The sequence below is a fragment of the Anaerocolumna cellulosilytica genome (assembly GCF_014218335.1).
GTDB lineage: Bacteria > Bacillota > Clostridia > Lachnospirales > Lachnospiraceae > Anaerocolumna > Anaerocolumna cellulosilytica.
This window is the reverse complement of sequence record NZ_AP023367.1, coordinates 5107502-5124095: the sequence shown is the minus strand read 5'-3', so window position 1 is coordinate 5124095 and position 16594 is coordinate 5107502. Positions and strand designations below refer to the sequence as shown.

Sequence of the window (16594 nt, the reverse complement as noted above, 5' to 3'; positions counted from 1 at the left end):
GGCAGTTTTCATGCTGTAGGCAGATTTTATCTATGTGAACCAACTAAGTTATTTTAACATAATTAAACATTTCAGTAAAGAGTTTTGGTCTAAATCCGTCATTGTTTTAACAATACCCGCCTTGACAGTTAGCTTTGATTTCTATAAAATAACAGTAATGTAAGCAAATGCATTCAAAGACAGTATAATAAAGATATTTACAGGAATTAACTGTAAATGTTTACTTGCAGACACTCTGGCATAGAATAATGCTTTCTAAAATCAGAGTATAAATTATGCTTTACAATAGGATACACAATAATAAAATGAAAGGACGGCGTTCTGTCTTTTAGGACAGGTGCTGTATAACAAACAGGTATTTCTATCATTATGAGTAAACGAAACAAGTCTATTAAAAGCAAGTATTCTAAAAAAATTTTTTCTCTAGGTATAGTATTAACAATCCTGTCTCTAATATTACTAACCGGCTGCAAAAATGTTAAAAAAGAAGAAGTCCAGACAACACCTATTTCTAGAAATGCCTTTAAGTTAAATACTGTTATTAACATAACCCTGTATGATACCCAGGATGAATCTGTGTTAGATGGTGTTATGGAATTGTGTGACAAATATGAACAAATATTCAGCAGAACCTCAGAAACGAGTGAATTATACCGTTTAAACCATGGGCTTTTAGAGAAAGCGGAAGATAAAAGTGGTTATAAAGTGTCTGATATCTTGTATGATTTATTGGAAAGAGGATATTATTACAGTGATATATCAAAAGGGATATTTGATATATCAGTGGAACCTGCTACCTCATTGTGGAATTTTACAAGCACAGAAGCCGTAGTACCGGAAAAAGAACAGCTGGCAGAAGCTGTCACCAGAATCGGCTATGAAGATATAGAGTTAAAGGATGGAATAGCAGGGTTTAAAAAAGAAGGTATGGGTATCGATCTTGGTGCTGTGGCAAAGGGGTACATAGCAGACCTAATTAAAGACTATCTTCTGGAACGTGGTGTAAAAAGCGCGATGATAAATTTAGGCGGGAATGTACTATGTGTAGGAGAAAAACCCGATGGCAGGCCGTTTAAAGTAGGTATTCAAAAACCTTTTGCTGACCGAAATGAAATTGTGGCTACGATGGAATTAAAAGATAGGTCAGTAGTAACTTCGGGGATTTATGAAAGATATTTTATAAAGGATAATGTACTATACCATCACATATTAGACCCCGCTACCGGTTATCCTGTTAATATGGGATTGATTTCAGTTACCATTATATCAAAAAGCTCCGTAGATGGAGAGGGGCTTAGTACAACCTGTTTTGCCTTAGGATTGGAAAAGGGGACAGAGTTGATAGAAAGTATGGATGATGTTTATGCCGTGTTTATTACAGAAGATTATCAGATACATTATACCAAGGGATTTAGGGAGAATATAAAAATTTCAGAAGAACAATAGGATAATGGGAGAGAAGCCGATATGGAGAAGCGTGTTGAAGATTCCAGAACAGAACTGGTACAACTTTTAATGCCCCAGCATATTAACGGAACCGGCCGTTTGTTTGGGGGAATGTTAATGGAGTGGATTGATGTTGTAGCAGGTGTTACGGCCAGAAGGCATTCAGAACGTAATGTAATAACCGCAGCCGTTGATAATCTGCAATTTAAGGCGGGTGCCTATGTGAATGATACTTTATTGCTTGTTGGAAGATTAACGTATGTAGGAAATTCCTCAATGGAAGTTAGAGTGGATACTTATGCAGAAGATTTATCCGGAAAGAGAAGGCCTATTAACAGGGCATATTTGGTTATGGTTGCCTTAGATGAAGAGGAAAAGCCGGCAAGAGTGCCACGTCTTATCTTGGAAACGGAGGCTCAGATAGCGGAATGGGAAGGCGGTATTAAACGAAACGAACTGCGCAGAATACGAAGGGTGGAAGGTTATTAGTATTCTGTAATATCATGGGACAAACAAGCATATATTAGAAAAAACATGCTTGGGGGCCCTGTGATGCAGCAATACATAGAAGAGAGAATCATTGAGCTTGCTACTTATACAATAGAGAAAAAAGCCACGGTCAGGGAAACTGCAATGAAATATGGTATCAGTAAGTCTACTGTCCATAAAGATTTGCAGGACAGGTTACCGGTGGTTAACAAACAGCTTTATCACGAGGTAAATGATATACTAATGTTTAATAAGTCGGAAAGACATATACGCGGCGGACTGGCGACCCGTAAAAAATACAAAAGAGAACTTGAAATGGCTTAATGCAAGGAAAACCTTGACAGAAAGCTAAAAACCAGATAAGTTTATTGTATATAACTCAAAAGAAAAGGAGTGAAAACTATGGATACATTAGAACTAGCTCTATCCTTGGAACTTGATTTGGAGAAATATTACAGAGAACAGGCAAAAAAGCACAAAGACAATAACCTTAAGGTGGTATTTACTCTATTGGCTGAGGAGGAAGAAAAGCACGCCGGCATACTTATGGGGAAGGCTGATTTACTTACAGCAGAATTAAAGGATGAAGAGTTGCTTACAAGAGCGAGAGAATTATTTCAAGGCTTAGGTGATGTTAAAAGTGATATAAAAGACGTTCCCAGTCAATTGGAATCATACCGCTTTGCTTTAGAAATGGAGCATAAAAGCCTGGATTTTTATAAAGGGCTCAAGGAAAAGGCAGGGGATGAACAAACAAAAACTACCTATAGTTATTTAATACATCAGGAAGATATCCATTGTATCGTACTAGAGGAATTGGTTAAATTAACTACAAGACCGGAGGAGTGGGTTGAATCTGCGGAATTCGGAGTAAGGGAAGATTATTAATCATTTAAAGCTGTTGCAAGCATTATCCGGTAGGGAAGCATTTGCAGCAGCTTCTTTTATGCATCTACCCGTCAGGTTTGAGGGCAGTTTGTAGTTGCAAAGGGATATAATTTCCAATTAAGCTGCATACAATATACAAACAAGTACAATAGGGGGATTTCCTTTTGAAAGGCTATATAGAAGAAAGGGCAGTAGAAATAGCCAATTACATAATTGATAACAATGCAACCGTCAGACAGACCGCCAAGCAGTTTGGCATTTCTAAATCAACCGTACATACAGACGTTACAAGAGTGAACGTTATTTGAATGGAATAATCTTTACCGTTAAAAGCTATACTAAGTGTATCTGGTGATGCATAGAATGTAGAGAATATCATCGCCCATAGTATAGAATCAGCTTAAAGGAGGGAATTCCTTGAGTCAGAGTGAACGGGATAAGAATTTAATCATTGTGGAAGCCATTGAAGGATATGCATACCATCACAAAATGAATCCCAAAGAGGTCTTTGAACTTTTTTGGCAAAATGGTATTCTCACCTTATTACGCTCTCAGTATCATGCTCTCCATACACAAAGTCTGGAAGAAAGTATATATTTTGTGGAGGATGTCTTAAGGAGAAAAAGTAAGGATGGATGAGTTGATGCTGTATCATGGTACAAATGTGAGGTTTGACCAGGTAGATCTTTTTCATTCCAGGGATAAGAGAGATTTCGGCAAGGGATTTTATACAACTACAGTTGAGGAACAGGCATCAAACTGGGCAGAGAATATGTATGTGAGGTATGGTGGAGACGGAAAAATCGTTATGAAGTTTAAATTATCCCTTATGCCAGAGCTTAGCGTAAAGATTTTCTGCGGTCTTACCAAAGAGTGGCTTTTAATGATAAAGGATAACCGTCTGCTTGGTGGTACAAGGCATTGCTATGATGTAGTCATAGGCCCGGTAGCAGACGATAACACCATGCGGACAGTTGCCTTATACGTAGCAGGAATCTATAATGAAGATATGGCATTGGAAAGGCTTAGGCCGTATCAGGCTCATGACCAGGTGTCCTTACATACCCCTAAGGCGCTTAAAAGCCTTATGTACTTAGGGAGGATATAAATGTATGTTAAACCGCTACTTATATAAAGGAGAAGACATAACGCTTGATATAATCATGCTTGTAGAACATGTAGTACGGTTAATAGCAGAAAGAACGGAGGAGGACTTTGATAAGTGTCTGTATGAATTCTATAAATCTAAGGTTTATGAATCTCTGCAAAAGACAAACTCCCTGTTATGGACTGAAAGCGCTGAGTTTATCGCGGACGAATATTTTCGGAAAAAGGAAGAAGAAAGAGAATAATCGGCAGGTTAAAGCTCTGCCAATTATTATAAAAACTTCTTTTTCTTAAAGTATAGAATACAGATAATAGCAACTAAAATACTTAGGATTATTACAAAAAGATAGCCATACTTCCAGCTAAGTTCCGGCATATATGAAAAATTCATGCCATACCAGCCGACTATTAAGGTGAGTGGTAGGAAGATTGTGGTAACTACAGTGAACATTTTCATAATATTATTTAAATTATAATCCAGCTGTGCATGGTAAGAATCCTTTACATGGACAAGGTAGTCTTTTAGCATTCTGGTATGAGTACTCAATCTGGTAACTCTTTCTGTAAATAATTTAAAGTATCGTAGGTTTTCTTCTTTAAAGATATCAATAGCATTTTCCTCAAGTTCCTCTCCAAGAACAGCTAGTTGCTCATAATAATTATCAAGCAATAGAAGTTTTTTTTGAATTCGTGTAATTTCGTGATTGAAATCTCTTGATAGGCGGTTATCGTTGATTTTATCTTCGTGACTGCTGATTTCAATCTCAATTTTTTCTAAAATTTTGTAATTATCATAGATGAATCGCTCTAAGAAACTATAGATTAAGCGTTCCAAAGAGGTTTTCGAGAGGTTTTGATGCTTTAAGGATTCGAACAAATCATTTTGTATACTGTTATTAGTATCTTCAATGGTTACAATTAAGAACAGATTTTCCTTAATGAAGATAGCAATACGGTCCATTAGCCGTATAATGTGTTTTCGTTCCATTCCGGTAAGAATACTAAAATGATAATCTTCATAAATTTCAATTGCACCGTGTATCTGTCTGGTGTTATTTTTGCATTCAGATACTGTCAATTCGGAAAATCCAAAAGTCGTATAACAATTCTCCAGCTCTTCGATTGTAATTATTCCGAGTGTCAGTATATTGGTATTATATTCATCAAGGGAAATAGGACTTAAGTCTTCCAGGATTTGAAAAAACATACTGTTTTCTCCTTTAAAAAGTGATTTGTTTTATCGCAATTATGAAACTCTTTTTAGAACAGGGAAGGGGGCATTTGTTGTTAAAAATCCAAACTGTTATATATACCAGTTATTTACACAAAGTTAAAAGATATATACTTCAATATTAAATATAGCAAAAGTATATCATAGCTTTAGTAAAATTAAAATATTCAGCTAATAGTTTTACCGAATATTAGGAAAAATAAAGACTAACCTGCTATATATAAGTAAATCATATAAAACCTATGATAAAATCTAATGACTAAAATTGATTTTGTTGATTGAAATTTTGCAGGAATCATATATAATTGTTATGTTTCAGTCTTGTGCATGAAACCTCAAGCTTTATTTGGTATGCTGACGAAATTATTTGGGGGAAGGGCAGAATGCCCTATGCAATTGCAACTCTGTGCAATGAAATTAAGAGTCTTCTTTAAGTAAGAGTAAAATTATTAAGGGTCTCTCTTAAGGAAAAACACATGAAAAGGAGAAAGTTATGGAAAAATTTTTCAAACTTCAAAAACACGGTACCACAGTGTCTACAGAAATCGTAGCAGGTATCACCACATTTTTTGCGATGGCGTACATTATCTTTGTTAATCCTCAGATGCTAAGCCAGACAGGAATCCCTCACGGAGCGGTATTCTTGGCAACCATTTTCGCATCTGTTGCTGGAACTTTAGTTATGGGATTGTTTGCAAATGTGCCTTACGCACAGGCTCCTGGTATGGGATTAAATGCTTTCTTTACTTATACTGTATGTTTTGGTCTTGGTTATACTTGGAAGCAGGCGTTAGGTATGGTTTTCCTATGCGGTTTGATTAATGTTCTAATTACAGTTACAAAGATTCGTAAATTAATTATTAAAGCCATACCGGCAAGTGTACAAAGTGCAATCGGCGGTGGTATTGGTATCTTTATCGCATATATCGGTATTAAAAATGCAGGTTTACTTGAATTTACAGCAGATCCGGGCACCTATGTTTCACTGGACAGCGGAACAGTAGTAGCTAATAGTGCTATCGTACCCGGTCTTGTTAAGTTTAACACATCTAGTGTTATCCTTGCTTTAATCGGAATTGTAGTACTTATTATACTGCTTGTATTAAAGGTAAAGGGTGCAATTATAATTAGTATAGCTTTGACTACTGTAATTGCCATTCCTATGGGTGTAGTTGACTTATCTAATTTAGGAACCACTACAAGTCTTTCAGAGTCTTTTGTACAACTTGGAGAAACTTTTGGAGCTGCACTTGGTAAAGATGGCTTAATCTCATTGTTTACCAATGACCCCTCTAAGATTCCACAAATATTAATGACTATTTTTGCTTTTAGTTTATCTGATACCTTTGATACTTTGGGAACTTTTATCGGTACTGGTAAAAGAACAGGTATCTTTGATGAGGAAGATGAAAAAGCTCTTCAAGATGGAACGGGCTTTAAATCAAAAATGGACAGGGCTTTATTTGCTGATTCCGTTGCAACGTCTATCGGAGCTCTTTTTGGAACTTCCAACACTACAACTTATGTTGAAAGTGCTGCGGGTATCGGAGCAGGCGGAAGAACCGGGCTTACGGCAGTTGTAACAGCAATTCTTTTCTTACTAAGTATGTTCCTTGCACCAATTGTAAGTATTGTTCCAGCACAGGCAACAGCACCTGCTTTAATTGCGGTGGGGATTATGATGCTCTCTTCTTTTAAAGAAGTGGAATGGACTGATTTAGATGAAGCAATTCCTGCCTTCTTTGCGGCTATTTTCATGGCACTGTGCTACAGCATATCCTACGGTATTGCTGCCGGCTTTATCTTTTACTGTATTGTTAAAGTGTGTAAAGGTAAGGCAAAAGAAATACATCCAATACTTTGGGTAACCGTTGCTCTATTTGTATTAAATTTTATTATTTTGTCTACAATTTAATAGTATAATTAATTATATGACGACCCGAAACCGGCAATTAATAACGGTTTCGGGTTTTTTTTATACACACAGTTACGAGAGGAACGAATTACAAAAAAACAGATTGACAAAAATGTATCTAGAGAGTATATTGTATATATAGGGTATATACAATAATAACATTAATCGAGGTGAAGTGGTGGATATTATTATAAGTAATTCTAGTGGTAAGCCTATTTATGAACAGATTACCATGCAGATTAAGAATTACATTTTAAGCGGGGAACTAACACCCGGAGATGCACTTCCGTCCATGAGACTGTTGGCCAAGGAGCTAAGAATAAGCGTCATAACTACAAAAAGAGCTTATGAGGATCTAGAGCGGGATGGTTTTATAACCACTGTAGTCGGGAAGGGAAGCTTTATATCAGAGACCAATACAGATTTAGTTAAGGAACAGCAATACCGAATTACAGAGGAACATTTGCAAAAGGCAGTGGACAGTGCAAAAACCAGCGGTATAACCATGCAAGAGCTAAAGGATATGCTGGAAGTTATATATAGAGAAGAATAGTTAAGGTGTGAGTGAAGAAAACATAAAAGGAAAGGATGCTGTAAAAAGAATGGACTATGCAATTGAGTTGGATGGAGTAACGAAGCAGTACGCTAATTTTAGTCTAAAAGATGTTAGCTTTAAAGTACCAAAGGGGAGTATTATGGGATTTGTAGGGGAGAATGGTGCCGGTAAAACCACTACTTTAAAAGCGATTTTAAACTTGATTCGGATGGATAAAGGTAATGTAACAATACTTGGAACGAACAGGATACAGGAAGACTGCAACATAAAAGAACAGATTGGTGTAGTTTTTGATGAAAGTTATTTTCATGAGAATCTGAATGTAAATCAGATATCTAAGATAATGAAACACGTTTACAAAAATTGGCAGCCTGCGGAATTTGATATGTATGTAAAAAAGTTTCGTCTGCCAACAGATAAAGTCGTGAAAGAATATTCCAGCGGTATGAAGATGAAGTTGTCAATTGCCGTTGCCTTATCTCATAAAGCCAGACTTTTGATTTTGGATGAAGCGACTAGTGGATTAGATCCAGTCATTAGAGACGAAATACTGGATATCTTCCTTGAATTTATACAGGATGAGAACAACACTATATTATTGTCCTCTCATATAACCAGTGATTTGGAAAAGGTTGCGGACTATATTACATTCATTCACCAAGGGCAAATTGTATTTAGTGAAAGTAAAGATGAACTTATATATCAATATGGGGTGGTTCATTGCAAAAAGGAAGAGCTGTCTTCTCTGAATAAAAAACATATTGTGGGAGTACGTACGAATCAATTTGGTTGTGATGTAATGGTTAATAATAAAAAGGAGTTATTGAGGGAACGAAAAGACCTGACTGTAGATAATACTACTATTGAGGAGATTATATTGTTTAAGGTAAGAGGTGAATAAAGCAGCCTTGAATTATGTTGGAAGGAGATTTATATGATTGGTTTGATAATTAAGGATTTATTTAATTTAAAAAAATATATGAAACAATTTGGTTTTTCTTGTTTTATATTTATCCTGTTAGCAGTAAACTTAAAAAGTCCCAATTATTTTATGGGAATGGGAATTTTGCTGGCATTAATGATGTCAATAAATGCTATGGCATACGATGAGAATGCCCATTGGGATAAATACGCCCTGACAATGCCCATACTTAGAAAGGATTTAGTGCTTTCTAAGTATCTCCTGCTATTACTTTCCGGAGTAGCCGGCTCATTATTTACAATGGTAATAGCCTTTATTTTATCAGTTTTTCTTAAGTTGCCAATTACTATTGAATTACTTGCCATTAATGTGTCTTTATTTTTTGTTATGTTGGTTTTCTCAAGTGTAATACTTCCTTTGATATTTAAACTGGGAATAGAGAAGGCTCGTCTTATTATGGCAGCTGTAGCAGTAATACCCACAATAGTAATATTATTAATTGCTAAAGCAGTAGAAAAGTATAACATTCCATTACCGACGGAAAGTCAATTGACAATTGCAGCTTTTGCTGCTCCGGTTGTTGTTCTTGTTATTTTTTTCTTATCGTATAATATATCCCTATCTATTGTAAGTAAAAAGGAGTATTAGAAGAAAGTATTAAATAAGCCCCCTGATTCTTATCATACATTGCAGTGTATCATTGTATGATAAGGTCATGGGGCTTTCTTTGTGAAGCTTGACAGTGATGGTTTATTATTTATAAAGGAAAGTTAGGTTATTAAGCATAACTGCTCAAAGCTCGTCATAGGATGAAAAAAAGAGTGTTGGCAGAATAGATGGAAAAATTAAAACAGGAGCAACAACTTCTAGACAAACAAAAGCCGGTTGCAGGTAAAAAAAGGGGAAAGATTACATTTCATAATCCAAATTCAAAGGAGGTGACGGCCAAAGTTATCGGCAGAATCGTACTGAAAGATATGCTTGAAAACAGTTTAATAATAAATAAGCAAGAGAAAGAATCAGGTGAAAAGCCCTAAAGGCTAAAAATATACCATATTTGGAAAAGGTGATGGGATGAAAGCCGTAGCATATTGCAGGGTATCCACTAGTAAAGAGGAGCAATTGGACAGCCTGGATAGTCAACAGAGGTTTTTTAGAGAGTATGCGGATAGAAATTCTTTGGATTTGGTTGGTATGTATGCAGACGAAGGAAAAAGCGGAACGAAGATGCGGAACAGAACCCAGCTAATAAAACTACTTAAAGATGCGGGACAGTCCTTATTTGAAGTAGTACTTATAAAAGACGTATCCCGTCTGGCAAGGAATACAGTAGATTTTTTGACGAGTATTCGAAGTTTAAAACTACTTAATATTAAAGTGATTTTTGTGAATTACGATCAGACCTCCTCAGACAGCTCTGAGTTTATGTTAACTATGTTAAGTGCAATTGCGCAGGAAGAAAGTGCGAATACTTCAAAACGTGTCAGGTTTGGTAAACGTCAGAATGCTGTACAGGGAAGAGTTCCGAATCTAATATATGGATATGATAAAACGCCCGGAGAGTACTTTCAGTTAGCCATTAACCAAGAAGAAGCGAAAGTGATACGTAGAATCTTTCATATGTACACAGAAAAAATGCTTGGGGCTTCCAGAATTGCTGCTTTATTAAATAAAGAAGGGTTAGTGACCAAAAGGGGATGTCTGTGGAGCCAGGTTGCAGTAAGCCGGATATTAGCAAATGAGATTTATATCGGTCGTATCATAAATGGAAAAGAGGAAATAGAAGATTTCTTAACAGGAAAAAGAAAAGCGGTAGATAGAGATAATTGGTTAATAAAAGAAAACGCAGATTTAAAAATTGTTGATGAGAGAGTTTTTTGTAAAGCGGAGAGTTTGCTTAAGGAACGAAAGAAATCACTGAAAATTGGGAAAAATGTCACAGGGAAGCATACTTTTAGCCAGCTTATGAGATGTAAGGAATGTGGCTCCTCTTATCGAAGACTTGTAAGAACCTATAGGAATACCAGGATAACCTGGGTTTGTATGGGACACAACGGAAAAGGAAAAGAATTCTGTAAGAATGCAGCATCCATTGAAGAAGAATATTTAGTAAATCGTATACGGGATTACTTTCTGGAATCGCTTAATGATAATTCTTATCAGATGCAGCAGATGGTAAGAGAATACAAAAAGTTGATAATGAATGGTGACTCCATTACCGTAAGGGAACAAGAGTATCAAAAAGTACTTATAGAGGTAGAAAAGCAGAAAGAAAAATACATAACCCTGTATACAAATGACATAATTACCCTTGCAGAATTAAAAGAAAGAACAATCGTTATCGACGCCAAAAAAGAACAGTGCCTTATGGAACTAAAAATGCTCATGCAAGAAAAACAAAGCAAAGATAACATGCCGGATAAAGGCAAATTGAATCAATTAATAGAAATTGCCTTATCAGGCAGGATTCGGTCAAATGACGTATTAAGTAAACTTCTAAACAGGATTGAAGTGGATGGAGAAGGTAATGTAGACATCTACCTTGAGGTGTACAGTTAGAAAGATGTAACAAAGGGGGCCCGCATAAACAATCGATATATTATGCGGAATCCCCACTCCTCGATATAGCCTATCAGCAAAAATAAAAAATATCTACAATTTAACTACTCTTTTTTCAGGAGCCAAAGAATGCTGACATTTAAGGCATCAGCAATAGCAACCAATTCAATGTCTGTAACTGGCCTTTTAAAAGATTCAATTTTTGATATGGAAGTACTTTCCATATATATTCCGCGGATTGCCAACCGCGCCAGTAAGTCTACCTGGGTAATCTTTGGATTTCTCTTGTGCCGTGCTTCACGCACTCTATCGCCGATAAGATTTTTCATATTCTTCATATGTATAATCACTCCACTTTTCAAATTTGGTTAAATATTACATAATACGTCATTAAAATACTTATTTCTGCTAAATTCTTCATAAAATTTTCAAGTTTTGCTGATATAACTTGATTATAGAGGAAGTTTAATGTTATAATTTGCTCGAAAAGCAAATTACTATACAAAATTGCTCTAGGTATTTGGTGGGATATTTAGGGCTTTTCCATTTGTTATGCAATTCTGTAGGGGGGTACAAGAATGCTAATTAAGATTAAGGAACTTCTTAATATTAACGTATTAGAAAAAACACTTAATGACTTTTATAAAATTATCAAAGTGCCTATTGCTATTGTAGATAACAGCGGTGAGCTCATCGTATGCGCCGGCTGGAACTCTGTTTGTTCTGATATCTCTTGCAGCCATGAAGAATTTCATCGTATGTGTCTTAATGAATATTGGAAAAATAATTCGGGCTGTCTGCATTGTAAAAGAGAAATAAGTTGTCTGAATGGTTTGAAAATGTACCGAATACCTGTTTACTATAGAGATTATGTCACAGCTAATATTTTTTTATACCATAATGCGGATATAATTAATAGCTCGATTTTATGGGATTTACTGGTACAATTTTTTGAAAGTTTTGCTATTACTTTTGGAGATTATATTGCAAAGAGCTATAAGAGTGTTACATCAGATAACCAATGTCAGATTGATTACGAAGAATTGAAGGTATCCTATGAACAACTAAATGCAGTAAATGAGCAGCTTCGGTTTAAAATATGGGAGCTGACACAGGTAAATGTCTCAGGACAAAGAAGAGGACCTGACACAATCGAACCTTCTCATAAAAAAAGCATAATGGATGCAGTAGCTGCTTTAAGTTACATGGTTGAAAAAAAAGATAGTTATACGGCAAAGCATCAAAAGAAGGTTGCTCTGCTGGCATGTAAAATTGCTTCTAAATTAAAAATGGATAAGAATCGACTGGAAGGGCTTTATATATCGGCCATGCTTCATGATATAGGAAAGGTGGGAGTCCCTTCAGCAATTTTAACGAAACCCGATAAATTAACAAAGACTGAATTTGAACTGATAAAAGGCCATGTAGAATGTGCATATGACATATTAAGCAAGATAGATTTTCCTTGGCCGGTTGCTGATATTGTACTACAACATCATGAAAAAATCAATGGCAGCGGTTATCCTTATGGATTAACAGATAAAGAGATATTATTAGAAGCTAAAATTATATCTGTTGCGGATGTAGTTGAAGCAATCACTGCACATCGCCCTTATAAGCCTGCATTTTCCATTACATATGCTATGGAAGAAATAAAAAAATATGCAGGTGTTTATTATGATGCAGAGGTAGTAGAAGCTTGTGTTAAAGTTTGTACCGAAAATCTTTGGAGAGAACTAGAAGAAAGTAACTTTGCAGATATACATTTTATTCGTTGATATCTATTTACGTTCACTTTTGTTACGTCTGTACATAAAGATGTAACGGAACGTCTCGCACAGATTAATCCATCACTTGCCAACAGAGCCAGAGTTGTATTGGACCTGAATAAATCTGAAAGGCATATAAGGGGAGGTCTGGCAACCAAGGAAAAATATCTTCATAAATCAAAATACAGTCAGGCCTTTTAAAGGCAGATAAGAATTAAATGGTTTAAGCTGTTGCATGATTATAAATCTTATGAACTAAGGTTCTTGGAACTACTGTTAATTTGATTATAAAATTGCAGCAGCTTATTTTGTTACTAAAAATAATGGTTATTTTTTATTGACACATATATAAGCAAAACATATAATTGTAATAGAGTGGGGAGATAAATGGTCATGTTATAGAGTAGATAGTCAAAAATCTCACAAAGCCCCATAATAAAATGGGTGATTATGTCAAAAAGATGGTTGTATTTTTGTTTGATTTGTACATAAAACACAATGGTAAAATGAAAAATAGTCCAAATTACACGGTTTTACTATTTGAAACTGATTAATAATAGTTTTAAAGCCGTAAAAATATTATCAATATCGACATATTAGGTCAAAATGTAAAAAAAATAGTGAAATATACACTTTTTTATGTTAAAATAAAAGTGTTGTGCAATTTGGCAAGTTCTAAATGGAAGTAACAAATGCAATTTTATGCAATATTATTAAAAGAAAGAGGGATTAAGAACATGGGAACAGCAACATTTAAGGGTGGCATCCATACCTATGAAGGTAAGGAATTAACCCAGGATAAGCAGACCAAAGTCCTAATGCCAAAAGGTGAACTGGTTTATCCGATGTCACAGCATATCGGTGCTCCTGCCAAGTCTATAGTTGCTAAAGGCGATTATGTTTTGATGGGGCAAAAAATTGGAGAGGCTGATGGAGCCATCTCAGCTAATGTTATAAGTGCTGTCTCTGGTACGGTAAAAGCAGTGGAACCCAGATTGACTTCATCTGGTTTGATGGTAGAATCTGTTATAATAGAGAATGATAATTTGTACAAACCTATCGAAGGTTTGGGTGAGAAAAGGGATTATGCTAAGCTATCAAAGGAGCAGATCAGGAGTATCATTAAAGAGTCCGGTATAGTAGGACTCGGAGGTGCAGCGTTTCCAACGCAGGTTAAATTGACGCCTGGTGATGATAGTAAGATTGATACAGTAATAATTAATGCAGCAGAATGTGAACCTTATTTAACTTCCGATTACAGAATGATGTTAGAAGAACCTGAAAAAATTATGAATGGTTTAAAAATAATTCTCAAGCTGTTTCCCAATGCAAAAGGTATAATCGGCATAGAGGATAACAAACCGGAAGCTATAAAGAAGTTAACCGAGCTTGTAAATGGTGAAGATAAGATAGAAATTAAAGCGTTAAAGACTAAGTATCCGCAAGGCGGGGAAAGACAATTGGTTTATGCTGTTACAGGAAGAAAGCTAAACTCTACAATACTTCCGTACCAGGTAGGCTGTGTTGTTAACAATGTAGACACAGCGATTGCAATTTATATGGCGGTTGCTGAATCTACTCCTTTAATGAGGCGAATTGTAACAGTTGCAGGGGATGCGGTGAAAGAACCAGGTAACTTTAATGTTAAAACCGGTACTAATTTCCGTGAGGTATTAGAAGCAGCTGGTGGCCTTACAGAGGAACCGGAAAAGATGATATCCGGTGGTCCTATGATGGGACAAGCACTTTTTTCTTTAGATATTCCGGTATCAAAAACAACCTCAGCACTGCTCTGCTTTACGAAAGATTATGTTGCAGACATGGAACCCTCCAGTTGCATACGTTGCGGAAGATGTGGTTATGCATGTCCGGCACAGATTATTCCTCAAAAGATGTATATCTGCTCGCAAAATAATGATGCTGAAGGCTTTATAAAATTAGACGGAATGGAATGTTGTGAATGTGGCTGCTGCACCTATGTGTGTCCTGCAAAGTTAAGTCTTACACAATCTTTTAGACAGATGAAGCGCAGTATTCTTGAAAGCAGAAAAAAGTAGAAAGAGAGAGGTACTGATTGTGAATAAATTATTAAACGTATCTGCTTCGCCCCATACCAGGAGCTTTGCAACCACGACAACTATTATGCAGGATGTAGCAATTGCCTTAGTTCCGGCCAGCTTATTTGGCATTTATAATTTTGGACTTAGAGCATTACTTGTAATCTTAACGTGTATTGCAACCTGCTTGCTCACAGAATGTGTATATGAAATGGCTATGAAAAAGCCTATAACAACGGGTGATTTTAGTGCGGTGGTAACTGGTTTGTTATTGGCACTTAATATGCCTGTTTCTATTCCTTTGTGGATTCCGGCACTAGGTAGTATATTTGCAATTCTTGTAGTTAAAATGCTGTTTGGAGGTGTTGGTCAGAATTTTATGAATCCGGCACTTGCAGCCCGCTGCTTTTTATTAATCAGCTTTGCAGGCAGAATGACAGATTTTACAGTATCGGCAGTTGGTGCATCAGCAAGTAGCTTTGATTATGTAAAAAGCGGTGCCATAGCACTGGATGGAGTGTCTGGCGCGACTCCTTTGGCAGCTTTAAAGGCAGGGGAAACTGTTAGTCTGCTTGATATGTTTTTGGGAAATACAGGCGGTACTATTGGTGAAACAAGTGTTATTGCTATATTAGTGGGAGCGGTATATCTCCTGATTAAGAAGGTAATATCTTTTAGAATTCCTGTAGCATACCTAGCTTCATTTGCAGTATTTGTTGTGTTGTTTGGAGGAAAAGGTTTGGACACAAATTTCTTGCTGGCGCATGTATGCGGAGGCGGACTTTTGTTAGGTGCTTTCTTTATGGCAACGGATTATGCAACGAGTCCGATAACACGAAAGGGACAAGTGGTGTTTGGTGTCCTTCTTGGTTTATTAACTGCGATTTTCCGTATTTTTGGTGCCTCCGCAGAAGGAGTATCCTATGCGATTATTATTTGTAACATGCTTGTGCCGTTAATTGAAAAATTGACATATCCGAAAGCATTTGGAAAGGAGACCAAGGCAAATGGGTAAGACAGAAAATCAACAAAAGAAAAGTACAATACTAAAAGATGCCATGGTACTTGTGATTATAACTGTAATTGCAGGGTTTTCCTTAGGGTTTGTTCATGAATTAACAGCGCCTATTATTGAACAACGTTTATTGGAGAAGAAAACGGAAGCTTATAAAGTGGTTTATGCAGAAGCGGCTGAATTTGGGTCAGATGAAAACTTGGCTGCTCTTGCATCAGAGGCAGCGACCACAGTACTAACTGAGAATGGCTATACAGGGATTGCGATTGATGATGCTTATTTAGCATTAGATAGCTCTGGAAATACCATTGGATATGTTATGTCCATAACCACGCAAAATGGATATAAAGGTGCCATAACAATATCTTTAGGATATTCCTTGGAGGGAGAGACCAAAGGGGTGGAAGTCCTGGTGAACAATGAAACTGCTGGTCTTGGAGCTTTGGCATCAGAATCAGGATTTAAAAACCAGTTCGCGGATAAAGTGGTAGAAAAATTTGAATATACAAAAAGCGGGGCAGCAGCTGATAACCAGATTGATGCTTTAAGCGGAGCAACTATAACAACTTCGGCGGTAGTAGATGCAGTGAATGCAGGTATATGCTTTGCGTTAAGTGCATCGGCCGGAAACTAGGGGGTA

At 36.4% G+C, this 16594-nt stretch carries 19 protein-coding genes and 2 pseudogenes; 19 read left to right on the top strand and 2 right to left on the bottom strand.

The window, feature by feature from the left end; all coding sequences use genetic code 11:
• The first annotated feature begins 369 nt into the window (after nucleotides 1-369).
• The 8 genes and pseudogenes from acsn021_RS21395 to acsn021_RS21360 all read left to right on the top strand — a co-directional run bounded on the left by acsn021_RS21395 (nucleotide 370) and on the right by acsn021_RS21360 (nucleotide 4175).
• Nucleotides 370-1446: an FAD:protein FMN transferase gene (locus tag acsn021_RS21395; RefSeq protein WP_184092047.1), complete on the top strand. Its 1077-nt coding sequence runs from the start codon at nucleotides 370-372 to the stop codon at nucleotides 1444-1446.
• A 21-nt stretch (nucleotides 1447-1467) separates the two neighbouring features.
• Nucleotides 1468-1935 carry an acyl-CoA thioesterase gene (locus tag acsn021_RS21390; RefSeq protein ID WP_184092045.1) on the top strand — a complete coding sequence of 156 codons (468 nt, stop codon included), beginning with the start codon at nucleotides 1468-1470 and terminating at the stop codon, nucleotides 1933-1935.
• Nucleotides 1936-1998: 63 nt separating this feature from the next.
• Nucleotides 1999-2259 (top strand): sporulation transcriptional regulator SpoIIID, encoded by a 261-nt coding sequence (gene spoIIID, locus acsn021_RS21385; RefSeq protein WP_184092043.1) that lies wholly within the window; start codon nucleotides 1999-2001, stop codon nucleotides 2257-2259.
• A gap of 78 nt (nucleotides 2260-2337) precedes the next feature.
• Nucleotides 2338-2823: a ferritin family protein gene (locus tag acsn021_RS21380; RefSeq protein WP_184092041.1), complete on the top strand. Its 486-nt coding sequence runs from the start codon at nucleotides 2338-2340 to the stop codon at nucleotides 2821-2823.
• A 164-nt stretch (nucleotides 2824-2987) separates the two neighbouring features.
• Nucleotides 2988-3113, top strand: a pseudogene (locus acsn021_RS21375) (sporulation transcriptional regulator SpoIIID); the annotation flags it as partial.
• A 127-nt stretch (nucleotides 3114-3240) separates the two neighbouring features.
• Nucleotides 3241-3462 (top strand): DUF3791 domain-containing protein, encoded by a 222-nt coding sequence (locus tag acsn021_RS21370; RefSeq protein WP_184092039.1) that lies wholly within the window; start codon nucleotides 3241-3243, stop codon nucleotides 3460-3462.
• Complete coding sequence (locus acsn021_RS21365) at nucleotides 3455-3931, top strand: DUF3990 domain-containing protein (protein ID WP_184092037.1); 477 nt, start codon at nucleotides 3455-3457, stop codon at nucleotides 3929-3931. Before acsn021_RS21370 ends, acsn021_RS21365 begins: the two co-directional genes overlap by 8 nt.
• Nucleotides 3932-3935: 4 nt before the next feature.
• Complete coding sequence (locus acsn021_RS21360) at nucleotides 3936-4175, top strand: hypothetical protein (RefSeq protein WP_184092036.1); 240 nt, start codon at nucleotides 3936-3938, stop codon at nucleotides 4173-4175.
• A 26-nt stretch (nucleotides 4176-4201) separates the two neighbouring features.
• Here the strand turns inward: acsn021_RS21360 and acsn021_RS21355 are convergent, their stop codons facing one another.
• Nucleotides 4202-5137, bottom strand: coding sequence for a magnesium transporter CorA family protein (locus tag acsn021_RS21355; RefSeq protein ID WP_184092034.1), 936 nt, complete (start codon nucleotides 5135-5137; stop codon nucleotides 4202-4204).
• Nucleotides 5138-5654: 517 nt separating this feature from the next.
• Here acsn021_RS21355 and acsn021_RS21350 point away from each other — a divergent pair.
• The 6 genes from acsn021_RS21350 to acsn021_RS21325 all read left to right on the top strand — a co-directional run bounded on the left by acsn021_RS21350 (nucleotide 5655) and on the right by acsn021_RS21325 (nucleotide 11113).
• Nucleotides 5655-7076 carry an NCS2 family permease gene (locus acsn021_RS21350; protein WP_184092032.1) on the top strand — a complete coding sequence of 474 codons (1422 nt, stop codon included), beginning with the start codon at nucleotides 5655-5657 and terminating at the stop codon, nucleotides 7074-7076.
• A 178-nt stretch (nucleotides 7077-7254) separates the two neighbouring features.
• Nucleotides 7255-7629, top strand: a complete 375-nt coding sequence (locus tag acsn021_RS21345; RefSeq protein WP_184092030.1) for a GntR family transcriptional regulator — start codon at nucleotides 7255-7257, stop codon at nucleotides 7627-7629.
• A gap of 7 nt (nucleotides 7630-7636) precedes the next feature.
• Nucleotides 7637-8533: an ABC transporter ATP-binding protein gene (locus tag acsn021_RS21340; RefSeq protein ID WP_330601746.1), complete on the top strand. Its 897-nt coding sequence runs from the start codon at nucleotides 7637-7639 to the stop codon at nucleotides 8531-8533.
• A 33-nt stretch (nucleotides 8534-8566) separates the two neighbouring features.
• On the top strand, nucleotides 8567-9202 hold the full coding sequence (locus acsn021_RS21335) for an ABC-2 transporter permease (RefSeq protein WP_184092028.1): 636 nt from the start codon (nucleotides 8567-8569) through the stop codon (nucleotides 9200-9202).
• A 188-nt stretch (nucleotides 9203-9390) separates the two neighbouring features.
• Nucleotides 9391-9591, top strand: a complete 201-nt coding sequence (locus acsn021_RS21330) for a hypothetical protein (protein ID WP_184092026.1) — start codon at nucleotides 9391-9393, stop codon at nucleotides 9589-9591.
• A 37-nt stretch (nucleotides 9592-9628) separates the two neighbouring features.
• Nucleotides 9629-11113, top strand: a complete 1485-nt coding sequence (locus tag acsn021_RS21325; RefSeq protein ID WP_184092024.1) for a recombinase family protein — start codon at nucleotides 9629-9631, stop codon at nucleotides 11111-11113.
• Nucleotides 11114-11217: 104 nt separating this feature from the next.
• Here the strand turns inward: acsn021_RS21325 and acsn021_RS21320 are convergent, their stop codons facing one another.
• Nucleotides 11218-11451, bottom strand: a complete 234-nt coding sequence (locus tag acsn021_RS21320; protein WP_184092022.1) for a helix-turn-helix domain-containing protein — start codon at nucleotides 11449-11451, stop codon at nucleotides 11218-11220.
• Nucleotides 11452-11691: 240 nt separating this feature from the next.
• On the opposite strand from acsn021_RS21320, the gene acsn021_RS21315 reads away from it, so the two are divergent.
• From acsn021_RS21315 to acsn021_RS21295, 5 genes and pseudogenes are all read left to right on the top strand, one after another.
• Nucleotides 11692-12891, top strand: coding sequence for an HD-GYP domain-containing protein (locus tag acsn021_RS21315; RefSeq protein ID WP_184092020.1), 1200 nt, complete (start codon nucleotides 11692-11694; stop codon nucleotides 12889-12891).
• A 24-nt stretch (nucleotides 12892-12915) separates the two neighbouring features.
• A pseudogene (locus acsn021_RS21310) lies at nucleotides 12916-13083 on the top strand (sporulation transcriptional regulator SpoIIID); the annotation flags it as partial.
• A gap of 536 nt (nucleotides 13084-13619) precedes the next feature.
• Nucleotides 13620-14939: an electron transport complex subunit RsxC gene (gene rsxC / locus acsn021_RS21305; RefSeq protein WP_184092247.1), complete on the top strand. Its 1320-nt coding sequence runs from the start codon at nucleotides 13620-13622 to the stop codon at nucleotides 14937-14939.
• Between the two features lie 19 nt (nucleotides 14940-14958).
• Nucleotides 14959-15954, top strand: coding sequence for an RnfABCDGE type electron transport complex subunit D (locus tag acsn021_RS21300; RefSeq protein ID WP_184092018.1), 996 nt, complete (start codon nucleotides 14959-14961; stop codon nucleotides 15952-15954).
• Nucleotides 15947-16588: an FMN-binding protein gene (locus tag acsn021_RS21295; protein WP_184092016.1), complete on the top strand. Its 642-nt coding sequence runs from the start codon at nucleotides 15947-15949 to the stop codon at nucleotides 16586-16588. The genes acsn021_RS21300 and acsn021_RS21295 overlap by 8 nt, the downstream gene beginning before the upstream one ends.
• Nucleotides 16589-16594: the final 6 nt, after the last annotated feature.